The organism is Arthrobacter sp. StoSoilB19, from assembly GCF_019977275.1.
Lineage (GTDB): Bacteria > Actinomycetota > Actinomycetes > Actinomycetales > Micrococcaceae > Arthrobacter.
Genome location: NZ_AP024650.1, coordinates 313,188 through 328,754, shown reverse-complemented (window position 1 = coordinate 328,754; position 15,567 = coordinate 313,188). Strand labels below are relative to the sequence as shown.

Here is a 15,567-nt window from a genome sequence, read left to right as displayed (position 1 = left end):
TGGTGGAAGCTGGTCAAAAGCAGGTGGAAGAAGTGCCGGTCAGGCGTAGTGGCAGGCCACATCCGCCGCACCCACACGCCGCAGGGCCGGCCGTTCGGTGGCGCACAGGTCAGTGGCCAGGGGGCAGCGGAGCCGGAAGGGGCATCCGCCGGGCCCGGGGACCGCGGCCGCCCCGGTGCGGACGCCAAGCGATTCGCGGGCTTCGCGGCGTTCGGCCTGTTCCGCCGGCCGGGGCACCGGGGACGCTGCCACGAGGGCCTGGGTGAAGGGGTGCCTGGGGTTCCCGGTGACGGCCGCGGCAGGTCCGCTTTCCATGACCTGCCCGCGGTAGAGCACCACCACGCGCTGGGCCAGGAACTGGACCACGGCGATGTCATGGGCGATGAACAGGTAGCTCAGGCCCCGCTCGTCGCGGAGGTCGGCCAGGAGGTTGAGCACCTGCGCCTGGGTGGAGAGGTCAAGGGCGCTGACGGCTTCGTCGCAGACCACCAGTTGGGGATCGCAGATGAGGGCACGCGCCACTGAAATGCGCTGGCGCTGGCCGCCGGAGAACTGGCTGGGGTAGCGGTCCACGGCGTCCCGCGGCAGGCCCACGCGTTCGAGCATGTCCCCGGCCTTGGCGCGTGCCTCTGCCGCTGAAACCCCTCGCAGGCGCAGCGGTTCGGCCAGGGACGTGCCGATGGTGTTCCGCGGGTTCAGCGATGAGTTGGGGTCCTGGAAGACGGCACGCAGTTCCCCGCCCAGGGCCCGGCGCTCCTTGGCGCTGGCGGAGGTGATGTCCTTGCCCTGGTAGGTGATGGTGCCGCCGGAGACCTTTTGCAGGCCCAGGATTGCCTTGCCAATGGTGGACTTTCCGGATCCGGACTCCCCCACCAGTCCCACAGTCTCCCCGGGTGCGATGCTGAAGCTGACATGGTCGACGGCGGCCGGTGCGGCGGCTGCCTTCCGGCCCCGTCCAAAGCGGACCACCAGGTCCTTGATCTCAAGCATGGGGGTGGCGGCGGAGGAAGCCGCGGAATCTTGGCGCTCGGTCACTGCGGTGCTCATGCCGGGTCCTTTTCAACGATCGGGTTTTGCTTGGGGGTGACCTCCAAAACGCGGGAGGCGGGCACGTCCGTGGCCAGCCAGTCCATGCCTTCGACGGCCAGCTGGTCCGCTTTGACACACCGCACCAGCCCTTCGCCGGCGCCGGAGCGCAGCAGCTGCACGGGTTCCATGCAGGCTGAGCCGGCGAACTGGCAGCGGGCCGCGAACCGGCAGCCGGTGGGCCAGTCCTTGGGCTGCGGCACCTGTCCGCTGATGGTGGCGAGACGTTCCGGCATGTCGTCTGCGTGGTTGGCGTGCGGGTCTGCGGCCAGGAGCGCCAGGGTGTAAGGGTGGCGGGGGTGGTCCAGGACGGCCTGGGTTGTGCCGTTCTCCACCACCTGGCCGGCGTACATGACGGCCACCTGGTCGCAGATGTCCGCCACCACACCAAGGTCGTGGGTCACCATCACCACGGACATGCCTGTGTCCTTCACCAGGGTCCGGAGCAGGGACAGGATTTCGGCCTGCACCGTGACGTCCAGGGCCGTGGTGGGCTCGTCCGCCACCAGCAGCTTCGGCTGCCCGGCCAGTGCCAGGGCAATCGCCACGCGCTGGGCCATGCCGCCGCTGATCTGGTGCGGATAGGTCTTCAGGATCCGCGCCGCGTCCACGATGCCCACCTTTTCCAGCAGGGTCTGCGCCTCCTGGCGGGCCTCGGTCCTGCCCATGCCGCGGAGCCGGCGGATGGTCGCGGTGAGCTGGTACCCCACGGTGAACATCGGGTCCAGGGCGCGCATGGGTTCCTGGCTGATCAGCGCGATCTCCCGGCCGCGCACTGCTTCCATGTCCCTCTCCGCCACCGCTGCCAGGTTTCTTCCGTTCCAGAGGATCTGGCCGCCGGTGACACTTACGCCCGAGGGCAGCAGGCCCAACAAGGACAGCGCGGTCATGGTCTTGCCACAGCCGGACTCCCCCACCAAACCCAGGACGGTGCCGGGCTGGACGTCGAACGAGACATCGGTGACCAGGCGGACGCCGGTGCCTGTACCTGCACTGTCGACGCCGACGGACAGGTTACGGACGCTGAGCGTCTCCTTATCGGCAGAGGCGCCGTCCAATGCGGCCAAGTCCTCCGATCCGGGCGCCTCCGCCGCGATGGCGGCGACGGCCTTGGCGCGCTGCCGGCGTGCCGCGGCGGAGGGCAGGTGCGGTGCGGCCGCGTTGGGGGCCTTGCCCAGGGCATTGCCGATGGCATTGGCGGAGAGGACGGTGAGCGCCAGCACGGCACCGGTGGGCACCATCATCCAGGGGGCGTCATAGACGTGCTGTGAGGCGCCCTGGATCATGCCGCCCCAGCTGGGCTGCGGGATGGGCGGGCCGAAGCCGATGAACGCGAGGCCGGCCTGGATGAGCATGCCCACAGCGAAGATCAGCGCGGACTGGACCACGATGGTGTTCGCCAGGCCGGGCAGGACGTGCCGGAGGCTGATCCGCAGTGGGTTGACGCCGTCCACCTTGGCCGCATCCACGTAGAGCTGGGACTGCAGGGACTTGGCCTGGCCCAGGATCACGCGGTAGATGCCGGCGGACATCAGGATGCCCAGGATGGCCATAACCACGGGGATGTTGGTTCCCACCGCGCCGATGACGGCCAGGATGATCACGGTTCCCGGCAGGGACATCATGATCTCGGTAACCCTGCTGATCACGGCCTCCACGCGTTCGCCGGTGCCGGCAGCAAGCATGGCCAGGATGGTGCCGAGCCCGACGCCGACAATCACCGTGAGCATGGACGTCCCCAGGGTGCCGGCTGCGGCGGCGAAGATCCGGCTGAGGATGTCGCGGCCCAGTTCGTCCGTTCCCAGCCAGTGGGCGGCGATGGGGCCGGAGAGGACTGAGGTGAAATCCTGGTCCTCTGTCTTGAAGGGCAGCCACAGCGGCGCTGTCAGCGACGCGGTGACAAGCGCCGCAAGCCAGGCCAGGCCGGCCACGGCGCCCGGCGAAGTGAACAGCCCGTGCCGGGATACCTTGGTGATGGCCGCCCTGCCGGCGTTGCGCGCGGGGGCTGCTGCCGGCGTCGTACTTCCTGCCTGGTCCGCGTCCGCGGGGGCCGGGGTAACTGTTGGGATCATGAGGCACGCAACTTCGGGTCGAGGAACTTGGTGGCCAGCTCCAGCACCAGGTTGACGGCAACCACCACCACGGTGGCGATCACCACCACGCCCTGGACGGCGGGGGCATCATGGGTGCTGACGGAGGTCTGGACGGCCTGGCCCAGGCCGGGCATGGCGAACAGCTGCTCGGCGATGACGGAGCCGCCGAACAGGCCGATGAACTGCAGGGCGATGCCGGCCACGATGGGCAGGCTGGCGTAGCGCAGGGCATGGACGTAGAGGATCTTCCAGGTGGGGGTGGCCGTGGCGCGCAGCGTGCGGATGTGTTCCTGCTGCAGCGCCTCGAGCATGGACGCCCGGGTCTGGCGGGCTATGAAGGCAGCGCCGCCCACGGCGAGGGTGATCACCGGCAGCGCCAGGGACAGGGCCCAGTCCTGCGGTGAGGCCTCGAACGGCACGTAGCCGGTGGCCGGGAAGATGGAGGACTGGACGGCGAACAGGTACACGAAGAGGACGCCCACCCAGAACGCCGGCAGGGCGACCAGGAGTCCAACGAAGCCGCCGATCACCTGGTCCAGGAGGCCGCCGCGGACCGCTGCGGTGACGCCCAGGGCGATGCCCAGGACCGCGCTGAGGACGGTGGCGCCGGCGGCAAGCGAGGCTGTGACGGGGAGGCGGCCGGCGAGGTCGGCGCTGACGGAGCGGCCATCGATGAGCGAGACGCCCAGGTCGCCCTGGACGGCGGAACCAAGCCACGTGAAGAACTGTGTGAACAGCGGATCGTTCCAGCCCATCCTCTGGTTGACCTCGTCGATGGCTTCCTGGGAGGCGCCTGCGCCGAGGGAGACGGCTCCCGGGCTGCCGGGCATTGCGTGCACCAGCAGGAATGCCAGCACCGCAACCACCAGCACGGTGGCCAGCGCCATCAGCAGGCGCTTAGTGATGAATAGTGCCATGGTGACCTCCATCGGTCAGGCCCTGCCCGGCCGGGCCCTCCTGTTTGGGGAGGGCCCGGCGGGAAGGTGCGGGTATTAGCTGGCCGGCGTGTAGGACGAGAGGAGCGGGTAGGCGTTGGTGCCGGCGAACTTCACCTGGGCCACCTTCTTGGTGTTGTAGCCCTGGTTGGTCAGCGCCTCATACAGCGGGATCATCCAGCCTGACTCCACCAGGCGGGTGTTCAGCTTGGTGGCGGCTGCCTTGACGGCGGCGTCGTCTTTGGCCGCGGCCAGCTCGCCGGTAGCGGCGCTGAGCTTGTCATCGGTGGCCTTTTGCACGTTGGTGAAGCCGTTCAGGATGGCTCCGTACATCACGCCGACGGGGTTGTCCCAGTTCAGGGGAGCGTAGCCAAGGGGTGTGGTGGCGACGGCGGCGAACGCTTCGTCGGTGGAGGCTGCCATCTTGACTTTCATGGTGATGCCGACGGCGGCGAGGTCCTTCTGGACGGCCTGCAGGTCCGTCTGGGTCTGCGCGCTTGCGATGATGGTGAACTCGAAGCCGTTGGGGTATCCGGCCTCGGCCAGCAGGCTCTTGGCCTTGTCCGGGTTGTACGCGAATGTGGTTTCCAGGTCCTTGGTGAAGCCGGCCGAATCCTTGGGCAGGGCGTTCCATGCAGGGATGTCGCCCTTGTGCAGGGCATCCACCAGGGCCTGGCGGTTGATGGCGTACTGAATGGCCTGGCGGACCTTCTCCTGGGCGAACGCCGGTGCGGTCTTGCCGATCTTGTCGAAGGAGATCATGGTGTTCACAGTGCCGCCGATCTGGGAAACGCCAACGCCCTTGGACTTGGCGAAGTCCACCGTGGAGGACGTCAGCATGGCAACGTCGGCCTGGCCGGAGACCAGGGCGTTGGCGCGGGCCTGCGGGTCCTGGACCACGCTGAAGACCACCTTCTTGTAGGCGTACTTGGAGGCGTCCGCGCTCTTGTCGTTCTTCACCAGGACGTACTTGTTGCCCTTCACGGTGGAGGGGTCAAGGGTGTACGGTCCCGAGCCGTCAGGGGTTGCAGCGAGGCTGGAGGTGTCGGTGACGCCGTTCCTGCCCACGATCATGCCGGTGGTGGAGGCCAGGTTTTTCTCGAATCCGGGCTGCGGCTTGGCGAAGGTCAGGGCCACCTGGGTGGGGCTGACCACGTCCACGGAGGTGATTTCCTGGGCGCCGCCCTTCGCGACGGCGGAGTAGGCGCTCAGCGCGGGATCGGAGCGGCGGTCCAGGTTGGCCTTGACCAGGGCGGCATCCAGTTTGGAGCCGTCGGTGAACGTGACGTCGTCCTTGAGGTTCAGCGTCAGGACGGTGTTGTCCGCGTTGTAGCTGAAGTCCTTGGCCAGGCCCGGACCTGCGGAACCATCCGGCTGAAGGGTCATCAGGCTGTCGTAGAGGCCTTCGAAGAACTGGCGCTGGGCTGCGGAGACGCGCAGCGGGTCGAACCCGAAGGAGGCTGAGTCGCTGTCGATGGCCAGGGTGAGGCTGCTGGTATCAGCCTTTGCGGCGGCCTGGCTGGACCCGCCGCCGCAGGCGGCCAGGGAACCCATCAGCAGGGCACCGGCCAGAACGGCGGAGCTCGCACGGGCGGTGGAGTTCGGAAGTTTCATGTAGTGCGCCTTTGCATTCTGATGTGATGACGGAGGAACGGTTGTGGGGGCTGGCTGCTCGCCGGCTCCCTTCAAGAATCAGCCGGGACCACAGGCGCCAAACATGACAATGTCATTGATTGAAAAGGTATTGTGGCGGCGGTCACGCCGGGCGGAAGGATGGATGGAAGGCAACGAAGCCTCGGACGCCTGCACGCGTCCATCACGAAAGGAACCCCATGACCAACCCGTTCCCCCGCGACTTCCTTTGGGGCGTGGCCACCGCCGGCCACCAGGTGGAAGGCAACAACGTCAACAGCGATACCTGGTTCCTGGAGCACCTTCCCGGAACGATCTTCGCGGAGCCGTCCGGGGACGCCGTGGACCACTACCACCGCTACCGCGAGGACATCGCACTGATCGCCGGCCTCGGTTTTAACAGCTACCGGTTCTCCGTTGAATGGGCCCGGATCGAACCGGAGGAAGGCCAGTTCTCGGTGGCTGCGCTGGACCACTACAAGCGGGTGCTGGAAGCCTGCCACGAACATGGACTCACCCCGGTGGTCACGTTCCACCACTTCACGTCACCGCTGTGGCTCCTCCGGATCGGCGGCTGGGAGGGCAGCCGGACGCCCGAACTCTTCGCACGCTACTGCGACCGGGTCATGGCCCACCTGGGTGACCTGATCGGCGTCGCCTGCACCCTGAACGAGCCGAACCTCCCTTGGCTGCTGGAGTCATTCGGCATCGGCGGGGAAGCCCCGGAGAACCGCGGTTCGGTGCCCATCTGGGCGGCCGCCGCCCAGCGCCTGGGCGTGGATGCCAGCACTGTTGCCCCGTTCCAGTTCTGCTCCACGGAGGCGGGGTTCCAGGTCAAGGTGGCGGCGCACCGGGCCGCCACCAAGGCCATCAAAGCCCATCGCCCGGACCTCCAGGTGGGGTGGACCCTCGCAAACTCCGATATCCAGGCGCTGCCCGGTGGCGAAGGGATTGCAGACCGGGTGCGCCGGGACGTCAACGAACGCTTCCTCAAAGCCTCCCGGGGTGACGACTTCGTGGGCATCCAGACTTACGGGCGCACCGTGTACGGCCCCGATGGCCATGCCCCCGCACCGGAGGGCGTGCCCACCAACCAGATGGGCGAGGAAATCTATCCCCAGGCGCTGGAGGCCACCATCCGCGAGGCCCACAGGATCGCCGGCATCCCGGTGATCGTCACCGAGAACGGCCTGGCCACCGAGGATGACACGCAGCGGGTGGCGTACCTGCAGACGGCCGTCGACGGGGTTGCTTCCTGCCTTGCGGACGGCATCGATGTCCGCGGGTACATCGCCTGGACCGCGTTCGACAACTTCGAGTGGATCTTCGGCTACGGGCCCAAGTTTGGCCTGATCGCCGTGGACCGCTCCACGCAGGAGCGGACTCCCAAGGAGAGCGCGCGCTGGCTGGGGAACCTGGCCAGGGAGCACGCCGGGGCCGGGGCACCGCAACCCGCTTAAGCGTGGTTCATAGTGGCCCGGACTTCCCTGTGAAGTCCGGGCCATTCCTCTGCCGCAGGCCTTTTGCCCTTGTCTACGGCCGCCGGGCGTGCAGGTGCAGCTTCGCAAAGAAGTCCGCAACAACCAACCGGCTGTCCACACCCGTATAAGTCCGGCGGGACGGCCTCGCGGACGTTTCGGTGAACACCGAGGTGACGTCATCCAGCCCGGTGACCACCAGGGGTGCACTGTCTCCAAGGCACCACACCGGCCCGAATTTCACGAAGTCCGGCACCTCAAGACTGTTGAAGTGCTCCCACAGCCACTCGCCGGCCGGGCCGGCAACCCTGAAGGCATGATCGAGTTCCGCGACGGACGCCACCATCTGCCGGTACGTTTCGGCGGGGAACTGCCAGACTGCGAGCTCCTGGTTCGCCAGCACGAAGTCCGCAGCGGCGGGGTCCGTGAAGTAGTTGTACTCGTCGTCGTTCCGGGCGGCTCCGCCTACCCAGGCAAGCGTCAGCAACCGGGCGATGCCCGGCTCCAGCAGGAGCGCGTCCGCAACATTGGTGAGCGGACCGGCGCACACCAGAATCAAGGGCAGGTCATCCGCCGTCATTGCGGTTTCAATGATCGCGCTCGCCGCAGCGGAGCTCCGTGGCTGTCCGGTAAAAGGGCTGTCCGGTCCGGGATGCACCGCCGCCGGTTCGGGGCGCTCGAGCACCCGGAGCAGTTCCCCGGCCAGGCAGGCGCCCCGCTGGGATCTGCCCTCCGGCACCCCGAACATCGGATTCGTCAGGGAACTTGTGACGGCTGCGATCCTGTTTGCCGGGGACAGGGCATGGTGGGCCAGTCCAAGCAGGCCGTCGGGGTCACCGGCCCAGTCGTTGTCGACAATCACGCGGCACCGGGGTTCAATCCGAATCATGTCCATCCTGCAAGCCTTGCAGCGCAGGCAGCATCACACGACGACACTTTCCATTCACCGAAAGGTGGAAGGTCCGTCCTAATCTGCGGCAGGCTCGCGGATGACCAGTACCGGGCAGTGCGCATGGTGGATGGTCTGGTGGGATACAGAGCCGAGCAGCATGCCGGTAAATCCGCCATGGCCCCGGGAGCCGACGACAACCAGGTCGGCATCGCGGGAGGCGTCAATGAGTGCCGCTGCCGGGTTGCCTTCCACGACCCGTCCTGTGATCGTCACGCCCTGGTCCTTGATGCGCTCAAGCTCCGCCTCCAGGATCGCTTGGGCGTCCTTCTGGAAGATCTCGTAGTCCCAGGCGGTGCCCAGGGCATCGCTGACATAAGGAAAGCTCCAGGCGGTCAACGCCTGGACCTCACCCTTGCGCAGCCTGGACTCCTCGATGGCCCAGTCCATTGCCGACCGGGACTGGTCGGAACCGTCCACGCCCACCACGATCCTGAAGCTTCCGTTACCGGCCACGGCTTCCCTTTTCCTGTTGCGGTAGTGCCGGCGGGACTAGGCCTGACCCGCTGATGCACCGTGTGCCGGAACGGCCACCGTGGAGTGCTCAGGTTTGGCGGACTGGTGGGGATTCCCTGCTTCCTTGGCACAGTGCAGGCAGCAGTAGATGCCTGCTTGGCTTTCCACGGGGTGGCCCAGGATCCGGCAACCGCAGTGCTCACATGCGGGAGCCATCATGTGGATGGCGCATTCGAAGCTGTCGAACGTGCCTGTCTGGTTCCCCATATTGACGGTGAACATGCGGCCCTCGCTGCTGCCGCAGACATCACATGCGCCCATGGTCTCTGCCTCCTGTTGTGCTCGCCGGGTGTACTCGCCTGCTCCGGACACTCCAGTTGACTGCTTCCGGGAGTTGCCTGCCTAGGGGCAAAGGTCCCACGGCCTGCCTGGGTCAATTCCCCTTGTGGATTTTCCTGGATCATTTCCCATCCACGGTGCCGCCGGTTCCGAATCCCAACCGTAGGAGTGCAACCAAAGGCAAGGACGTGACGATGGATGCCGTGGACCAGCAGGCCCTGACCGGCGCTCTGATAAAGGAGTACCGGCTGGATCTGGCACAGTTGTGGCTGGAGTTCGTTGGGCTGGGCGGGGACGCCTCTGAACAGCTCATCCGGGACTACTGCGCAGGCGAAGCCGCCCTTTCAACGAAGGAACGCGACGCACTGGCGCAGGCTGTCAACGAACATTGCGCTTCCGAAGGCCTGCCGCTCCGTGCTCCGCTCAGCGGTTCCGCCCTTTCCACCCTGCAGCCGGAACACCGTGACCCGGAACGGAAGGATCCCTACTCGTCGAAGTAGGTGAAGGTGTCCGCGGCGCCGGCGACTGACGCGACGACGGCGGCCGCAACATCCCGGAGTTTCATGTTCCGCGTGCTGGACGCGTCCCGCAGCAGCTTGAAGGCCGCAGCCTGGCTGCACCGGTTCTGCGCCATGATGGCCCCGGTTGCCAGGTCGATCACGGTACGCGTCTGCATGGCGGCGCTCATGCCGTCCCTGGTCTCTTCCAGCTTCAGCATCCGCAGGGCAAGTGTCAGCCCCTTGGAGGCCTGCCGGACAAACGCTTCCGCGGCACCGATGCCATGGCTGCCAAAGACGAGGGGCTGTGAACAGTGGAACGTAATCACGCCCTGGGAATCGCCTTCCAGCAGCGCGGGGATACTCAATACCGAGCGGAAGCCCTGCTCCTGGACAGCGTGGACATACTCCGGCCAGCGGTCTTCGCGCCGGAGGTCGGAAACCAGCACTGTCTTTCCTGCCCGCATGGCCGTGGCGCCGGGACCATCGCCAAGCGTGGCCTCCAGCTGGCAGAGGAGTTGTGCACTGCGGTGGCTGCTGGCACATGCCGCGGGTTTTTTGGGCCGCAGCACCACGATTTCGCAGGAGCACACGTGCCCCTCCCCGCCAAGCCGGGCCGCCGCGTAGGCTGCAAGATCCTGGAGAAATGCCTCAACTTCAGGGTTCTGCAGGAAGGACTCCTGGAGATGCAGGGCAACGTCTGCAAAATCCTCGTCTTCAGGCACGCCGGCATGGAGCACGCGTCTTACCTCCCGGACATTGGTTAAAAGCCACACCTCTGTGGCCGCCCACTGCCGAACGGTGATGCCAGCCTACCTTCGCCCGTGTCGTAACCTGTCAACCATGACGCCCCTCTCCACTCCGGACGGATCCGTCCTGGGCAATTCACTTGAGACTGACGGGACCACCGTCCACCGGTTCCTTGGCATCCCCTACGCGGAGCCGCCGTCGGGAAGCAACCGATTCCGCCCGCCGGTACCGGTATCGCCATGGAGCGGGGTGCTTGATTGCACCGCACCTGGCCCCGCCGCGCCCCAGAATCCCGAGTCCCATGCCCCTCCCGGCACTACGCCGCGCACCTGGAGCGAAGAGGCTTGCCTCAACCTGAACATCTGGACGCCGGCAACGGAAGGCCCGGCCAGGCCCGTAATGGTATGGATCCATGGCGGCGCCTACCTCATGGGCGCCAACAGTGACGCAATGTACGACGGCGCCCGGCTGGCGGCTGCGGCGGGCGTGGTGCTGGTATCCATCAACTACCGCCTGGGCGCGCTGGGTTTCCTGCACCTGGCGGACCTGCTGGGGCCCGGTTACGGCGATTCGTCCAACCTCGCCCTGCTGGACCAGCTTGAGGCCCTGCGCTGGATCCGCCGCAACATCGGCGCTTTCGGCGGCGACCCGCACAACGTGACCATCTTCGGGGAGTCCGCAGGCGCCGCAGCCATCGGCACCCTGCTGGGCATGCCGGCGTCGGAAGGGCTCTTCCGCCGGGCCATCATGCAAAGCGGCACGGCCGAGCGCTGCCGCCGGCCGGAGGACTCGGCGCGGATCAGCGCCACATTCCTTGAGTTGTGTGGTCTGGATGCCTCCTCCGCCAACCAACTGCTGACCGTCCCTGTGGAGCGGCTGCTGGAAGCGCAGGCCGCCCTGGAACAGCGTGCTGCGGCGGAGTCCTTCGCGGTTCCATTGCCATTCCAGCCCACGGTGGGCACGCCGTCGCTTCCGTTGCCACCGCTGGAAAGTATCGGCAACGGGGTCAACTTCGGGGTGGACCTGCTGATCGGCACCAACCTGAACGAGGGCTCATTCGCCGTCGAGATGCGCCCGGACACGGGGTCGGACCCGGGCTACCCGGACCGTGCAGCCGCCGTGCTGTGCGGAGCGGGGGTGCCGCCGGCGCTTGCCCCCGGCTATACGGAGGCGCTCACCAGGGTGCTGGGCAGGGAACCGTCAGGCAAGGAACTCCTGGAAGCCGCCATCGCGGATTCCCTTTACCGCCAGCCCAGCAACCGGCTGCTGGACGCGAGGCAGGCGGCTGCCGCAGGCCGGTTGGCCCACGGAGCGACCGGTGAAGGAGCCGCCGGGAAGGACTTCGCCTACCTGTTCACATGGCGCAGCCCGGCCATGGGCGGGAAACTGGGTGCCTGCCACGCCCTGGACATCCCATTCGTCTTCCGGCACCTGGACGCGCCGGAGGCCGCCTTCCTCACACGGGGCAAGGCACCGGCGCCCCTCAGCGACGCCATGAGCCGGGCCTGGGCGGCCTTCGCCGGAACCGGGTCACCTGGCACGGAACGCCTTCCGTGGCCGGGAGTTGGAGGGCAGCGGCGCACCATGGTGCTCGACGGCGAGTCCCGGCTTGAAGCCGACCCCCGCCATGAGATCAGGGAGTTTTTCGAAGCCGTCAGGCTGCTGCCAGCGCGTTGAGGGTGTCCCGGATGCCGTTCAGCGCCGGATCCCGCAGCGACATGAAGGCGGGCTTCAGGAGGGGCTGGATGATCTTGGCCGGTCCCTTGATGCTGAACTCGGCCGTGTACTTCACCACCGAACCGGTCCCGTTGGGGGTGACGTCGATGGAATCGAAGGAAGTCACAGTTTTGTTCTCGCCGCGCAGCTTGATGTGGTTGTCGGTCAGCTCGATGACCTCGTAGACCAGGGTCTGGCGCTTCCCCCGGAACTCGGACTCGGCATGGTACTTGTGCCCCACGGCCACCGGCCCCGGGGTGGTTTTGTCCATGACGGGCGTGTTGGGGTCCCACTTGGGGGTGTTCTCGAACTCACTCATGAAGGCAAAGGCCTTCTCCGCGGACAGGTTGGTTTCCACACTTCCGGTGACTGTGATCATCACCCCAGTCTAGGAAGGGGGATCACGTAAGCCCAGCCCCCGCGCGGCGGGGGCTGGGGCAAAACCCCTGGAGCAAAATCCGCCGCCGCTAGCCGGCGACGCCCACGGAACAGTGCTGCAGCAGGCCGTTCACCACAGTGGCCAGCACGTGACCCTGCGCCAGCTCATCAGGGGCCGTTGACAGTGGATCAACGTCGAAAACGGTGAAATCAGCGCGCTTGCCCACCGTTACCGAGCCCGATACCGTCCGCTCCCCTGCAGCTTCGGCCGCGTGCGAGGTGTAGCCTTCCAGCGCCTGGCGTGCTGTGAGCGCCTGGCCCGGCACAATCGGCTGTTCATCCGGGTGGCCCGACCGCCGCCGAAGTTGCGCGTCTGCGAGGATCGGAAGGGGCGGAAAGGGGGCGACAGGCCAATCGGAGCCAAGCGCGAGCGTTACGCCTGCGGACCGGAGGTCAGCGGACCGCCATCCACGGTCCGCCCGTTCTTTTCCCAACCGCCTTGACCAGTTGTCCGTCTGGTCCGCGCGCGAATAGTGGGTGCAGTGGCTGGGCTGCATGCTGGCGATCAGGCCGGAACCGGCGAACCTTTGGATGAGTCCGTCCGGGACCGTTTCAAGGTGCTCGATCCGGTGCGGAGCCCGGGGCAGGTCCGCCGGAAGATCCTCGAACGCTGCCAGCACTGCCGCCACGCCGGCGTCACCGATGGCATGGGTTGCGGTGGGAATGCCCTGGCTTGCGAAGAACCTGATGGCCCGGTTGTACTCCTCCGGGCTTGGCCAAAAGGGTGCGACGGACTGGCCGTGGCTGTCGGGCTCAAAAAGCCAGGCCGTGCCGTTGTCCACCGTGCCGTCCACGAACAGCTTGATTCCGGCCACTTCCCACCGGGAGCCCCGAGCAGTCCTGACCTGCTCCACCAGCCGCCGCCAGTCGGCCTCCCCGCTTCCCGGCATGCACCATGGCGAAACCCGCACGCGCACCGGCAGGCCCCTGCCGCATCCGGCCAAATCGTTCTCAAGGGCGGCAAGGAGCTCCAGGGTTCCCTCCCCGCAGTCCATGACATGGATGCCTGTCAGGCCTGCCCGGGAGAACGAATCAAAGAGCTCACCCAGCCGGCGCTTCCGTTCCTGGAAAGTCTCCTGGGGCATATGTTTCAGGACCAGGTCCAAAGCCGCGGCTTCGAGCAGGAGACCGGTGGGGTTCCCCCTGCCGTCGCAGACCACTTCCGCTGCCTGGTCGAAGTGCCGTGGCCCGGTGATGCCGGCGGTCTCCAGCGCCGCCGTGCTCGCCAGGGCGGAATGGGCATCGAACAGCCGGATCACGGCCGGGCGGCCGGCCACGACGTCGTCGATCAGCTCCCGGTGCGGCGGCGCTGACCCGAAGGCATTTGGGTCGAGTCCCCAGCCGCGGACCCATTCGCCCGCCGGCGTTGCCGCCGCCTCTGCCCGCAGCAAGGCGCGCACGGCGGCAAGGTCCGTGATGCCGGAGAGGTCGCAGCCGCGTGTCATGTCCAGGCCCATGACGGGGTGGACGTGGCAGTCGACCAACCCCGGGGTAAGGACGGCGTCACCGAAATCGATGACCTCGGCCGGACCCCAGGACTGCGCGTCGCGCCGCGTTCCAACCGCCTGGATGTGCCCGTCCCGGACCGCTACAGCCTGGGGCGCAGGTCCATTGGGTGTCCCGTCCATGGTGTGGACTGTGCCGGCAAGGATAATCAGGTCAGGATTCATGTCATTCATGTGCTTCGAAGCTTCCAATGCGGTCAAAGGTGGCAGGACGACGGCGGCGCAGCCACCGGGCGGCCAGCAGGCCCCCGGCGAACACCACAGGCGTAACCAGGATCAGGATGGTGTTGGTCAGGGCGTCGGCCGCGGTAAGGAGTTCGATGTTCAGTGCGATGAGGAGGACGACGCCGAAGAGCAGGACCGCTGATACGAGGCTGAGCGGGGCGAGGAGTTTGTTGCGGGCAGCAGCAGGGTTCCGGCGGAGGTACAGGAATGCTGCCACGGACACCAGCCCCTGGAGGCCCACGATGCCGAAGATGCCCGGGGTGTTCACCCAGATCAGGAGCTGCTGGTACGGGTCCGCGTTCAGGATGGCGCAAACAGTGATGACCACCGCTGCCAACATGGTCTGCAGCTGCCCGGCACGGTGCGGTGACCTGAACCGGTGGTGCGTGCGGCCGAGGAACGCCGGCAGGACCCCGTCCCTGGCCAGCATGTAGACATAGCGGTTGATGGCGTTGTGGAACGCCAGTTGTGATGCGTAGACGCTGGTGACGATCAGGACGTACATGGCAGTTTCAGCCCAGGGTCCCACATACTGCCCTATGGTCTGGAAGAACATCCCGCCGGACAGTTCGCCCGCGGCTTCCACCACCTGGTCGTCGCCAAAGGCCTGGATGACGGCCCAGACGATGAAGGCATAGAACACGGACATGAAGCCCACCGCGATGTACATGGCGCGGGGAACGGACTGATCCGGGTTGCGGGCTTCGGAGCGGTACAACACCGTGGATTCAAAGCCCATGAAGGCGGCGAAGCAGATGCCCAGGATTGCCAGGACGCCAGGTCCAAAGGCCTGCCCGGCGCTGAAGGAGCCCAGGCTGATACCGTGTGCGCCACCGCTGCTGAGGATGCCCACGCCCATCACGCCGAGAATGCCCGTTTCCGCGACCAGGAGGACGCCGAGGACTTTGGCGCCCACGTCGATCCCCCGGTATCCCAGGAACCAGACAGCCGCGACGGCGATGAGGGCAATGGCGGGCCACGGAACCTCAAGCCCAAAGAGGACCTGCAGCATGTCATGCGTCTGGACGGCGAAGAGCCCGTAGACGCCGATCTGGAGGCAGTTGTAGGAGACGATCGCAAGGATGGCGGACGCCAGCCCCACGGTCTTTCCCAAAGAAATCGAGATGTAAGTGTAGAAGCCGCCGGAGGCTTTGACGTGGCGCGTCATCGCCATGAACCCGATGGCGAAGAGGGTCAGGACGATGCCCGCCAGGAGGTAACCGGCAGGGGCGCCGATGCCCGCTACTCCGATCGCCACCGGGGCTACGCCCGCCATCACTGTCAGGGGTGCCGCAGCCGAGATCACCAGGAAGGCTATGCCTCCGGTGCCCAGGGCATTGCGCTTGAGTGCGCCATCCACGGACGGCGCAATTGGTTTTGTTTTGGTCTCGGGCACAGCTCTGTCCTTTCCTTGAAGCCCACTTAAACGAAAGGCTTTCGTTTAGTATGGGACCAAGTGGTCCAGAGC

Annotated in this window: 14 protein-coding genes; 3 read left to right on the top strand and 11 right to left on the bottom strand. The window is 66.7% G+C overall.

Features of this window, described 5'->3' with window-relative positions:
- Nucleotides 1-39 precede the first annotated feature (39 nt).
- The 4 genes from LDO86_RS01600 to LDO86_RS01585 form a co-directional block, all read right to left on the bottom strand.
- Nucleotides 40-1,047: an ABC transporter ATP-binding protein gene (locus LDO86_RS01600; RefSeq protein WP_018770871.1), complete on the bottom strand. Its 1,008-nt coding sequence runs from the start codon at nt 1,045-1,047 to the stop codon at nt 40-42.
- Nucleotides 1,044-3,158: a dipeptide/oligopeptide/nickel ABC transporter permease/ATP-binding protein gene (locus LDO86_RS01595; RefSeq protein WP_018770872.1), complete on the bottom strand. Its 2,115-nt coding sequence runs from the start codon at nt 3,156-3,158 to the stop codon at nt 1,044-1,046. Before LDO86_RS01595 ends, LDO86_RS01600 begins: the two co-directional genes overlap by 4 nt.
- Complete coding sequence (locus LDO86_RS01590) at nt 3,155-4,108, bottom strand: ABC transporter permease (protein WP_018770873.1); 954 nt, start codon at nt 4,106-4,108, stop codon at nt 3,155-3,157. Before LDO86_RS01590 ends, LDO86_RS01595 begins: the two co-directional genes overlap by 4 nt.
- Before the next feature lie 63 nt (nt 4,109-4,171).
- Nucleotides 4,172-5,728 carry an ABC transporter substrate-binding protein gene (locus tag LDO86_RS01585; protein WP_018770874.1) on the bottom strand — a complete coding sequence of 519 codons (1,557 nt, stop codon included), beginning with the start codon at nt 5,726-5,728 and terminating at the stop codon, nt 4,172-4,174.
- A gap of 218 nt (nt 5,729-5,946) precedes the next feature.
- Here LDO86_RS01585 and LDO86_RS01580 point away from each other — a divergent pair, with 218 nt between their 5' ends.
- Nucleotides 5,947-7,206: a family 1 glycosylhydrolase gene (locus LDO86_RS01580; RefSeq protein ID WP_018770875.1), complete on the top strand. Its 1,260-nt coding sequence runs from the start codon at nt 5,947-5,949 to the stop codon at nt 7,204-7,206.
- A gap of 73 nt (nt 7,207-7,279) precedes the next feature.
- Here the strand turns inward: LDO86_RS01580 and LDO86_RS01575 are convergent, their stop codons facing one another.
- From LDO86_RS01575 to LDO86_RS01565, 3 genes are all read right to left on the bottom strand, one after another.
- The gene (locus tag LDO86_RS01575; protein ID WP_224084213.1) at nt 7,280-8,113 is read right to left on the bottom strand and encodes a nucleoside hydrolase; all 834 of its coding nucleotides are present in this window, start codon (nt 8,111-8,113) and stop codon (nt 7,280-7,282) included.
- Nucleotides 8,114-8,191: 78 nt separating this feature from the next.
- Entirely contained in the window at nt 8,192-8,629 is a 438-nt protein-coding gene (locus LDO86_RS01570; RefSeq protein WP_018770877.1) for a universal stress protein, read from the bottom strand.
- Nucleotides 8,630-8,665: 36 nt separating this feature from the next.
- Complete coding sequence (locus LDO86_RS01565) at nt 8,666-8,950, bottom strand: hypothetical protein (RefSeq protein ID WP_018770878.1); 285 nt, start codon at nt 8,948-8,950, stop codon at nt 8,666-8,668.
- A 212-nt stretch (nt 8,951-9,162) separates the two neighbouring features.
- Here LDO86_RS01565 and LDO86_RS01560 point away from each other — a divergent pair, with 212 nt between their 5' ends.
- Entirely contained in the window at nt 9,163-9,468 is a 306-nt protein-coding gene (locus tag LDO86_RS01560) for a hypothetical protein (RefSeq protein ID WP_018770879.1), read from the top strand.
- Here the strand turns inward: LDO86_RS01560 and LDO86_RS01555 are convergent.
- The gene (locus LDO86_RS01555) at nt 9,453-10,190 is read right to left on the bottom strand and encodes a GAF and ANTAR domain-containing protein (protein WP_223993445.1); all 738 of its coding nucleotides are present in this window, start codon (nt 10,188-10,190) and stop codon (nt 9,453-9,455) included. The genes LDO86_RS01560 and LDO86_RS01555 overlap by 16 nt on opposite strands.
- 118 nt (nt 10,191-10,308) lie before the next feature.
- On the opposite strand from LDO86_RS01555, the gene LDO86_RS01550 reads away from it, so the two are divergent.
- The gene (locus LDO86_RS01550; protein WP_026266010.1) at nt 10,309-11,892 is read left to right on the top strand and encodes a carboxylesterase/lipase family protein; all 1,584 of its coding nucleotides are present in this window, start codon (nt 10,309-10,311) and stop codon (nt 11,890-11,892) included.
- Here LDO86_RS01550 and LDO86_RS01545 read toward each other — a convergent pair.
- From LDO86_RS01545 to LDO86_RS01535, 3 genes are all read right to left on the bottom strand, one after another.
- Nucleotides 11,870-12,310 (bottom strand): SRPBCC family protein, encoded by a 441-nt coding sequence (locus LDO86_RS01545; RefSeq protein WP_018770882.1) that lies wholly within the window; start codon nt 12,308-12,310, stop codon nt 11,870-11,872. The genes LDO86_RS01550 and LDO86_RS01545 overlap by 23 nt on opposite strands.
- A gap of 88 nt (nt 12,311-12,398) precedes the next feature.
- Nucleotides 12,399-14,048, bottom strand: coding sequence for an amidohydrolase (locus LDO86_RS01540; protein WP_018770883.1), 1,650 nt, complete (start codon nt 14,046-14,048; stop codon nt 12,399-12,401).
- Nucleotides 14,041-15,495: an APC family permease gene (locus tag LDO86_RS01535; protein ID WP_018770884.1), complete on the bottom strand. Its 1,455-nt coding sequence runs from the start codon at nt 15,493-15,495 to the stop codon at nt 14,041-14,043. Before LDO86_RS01535 ends, LDO86_RS01540 begins: the two co-directional genes overlap by 8 nt.
- Nucleotides 15,496-15,567 lie beyond the last annotated feature (72 nt).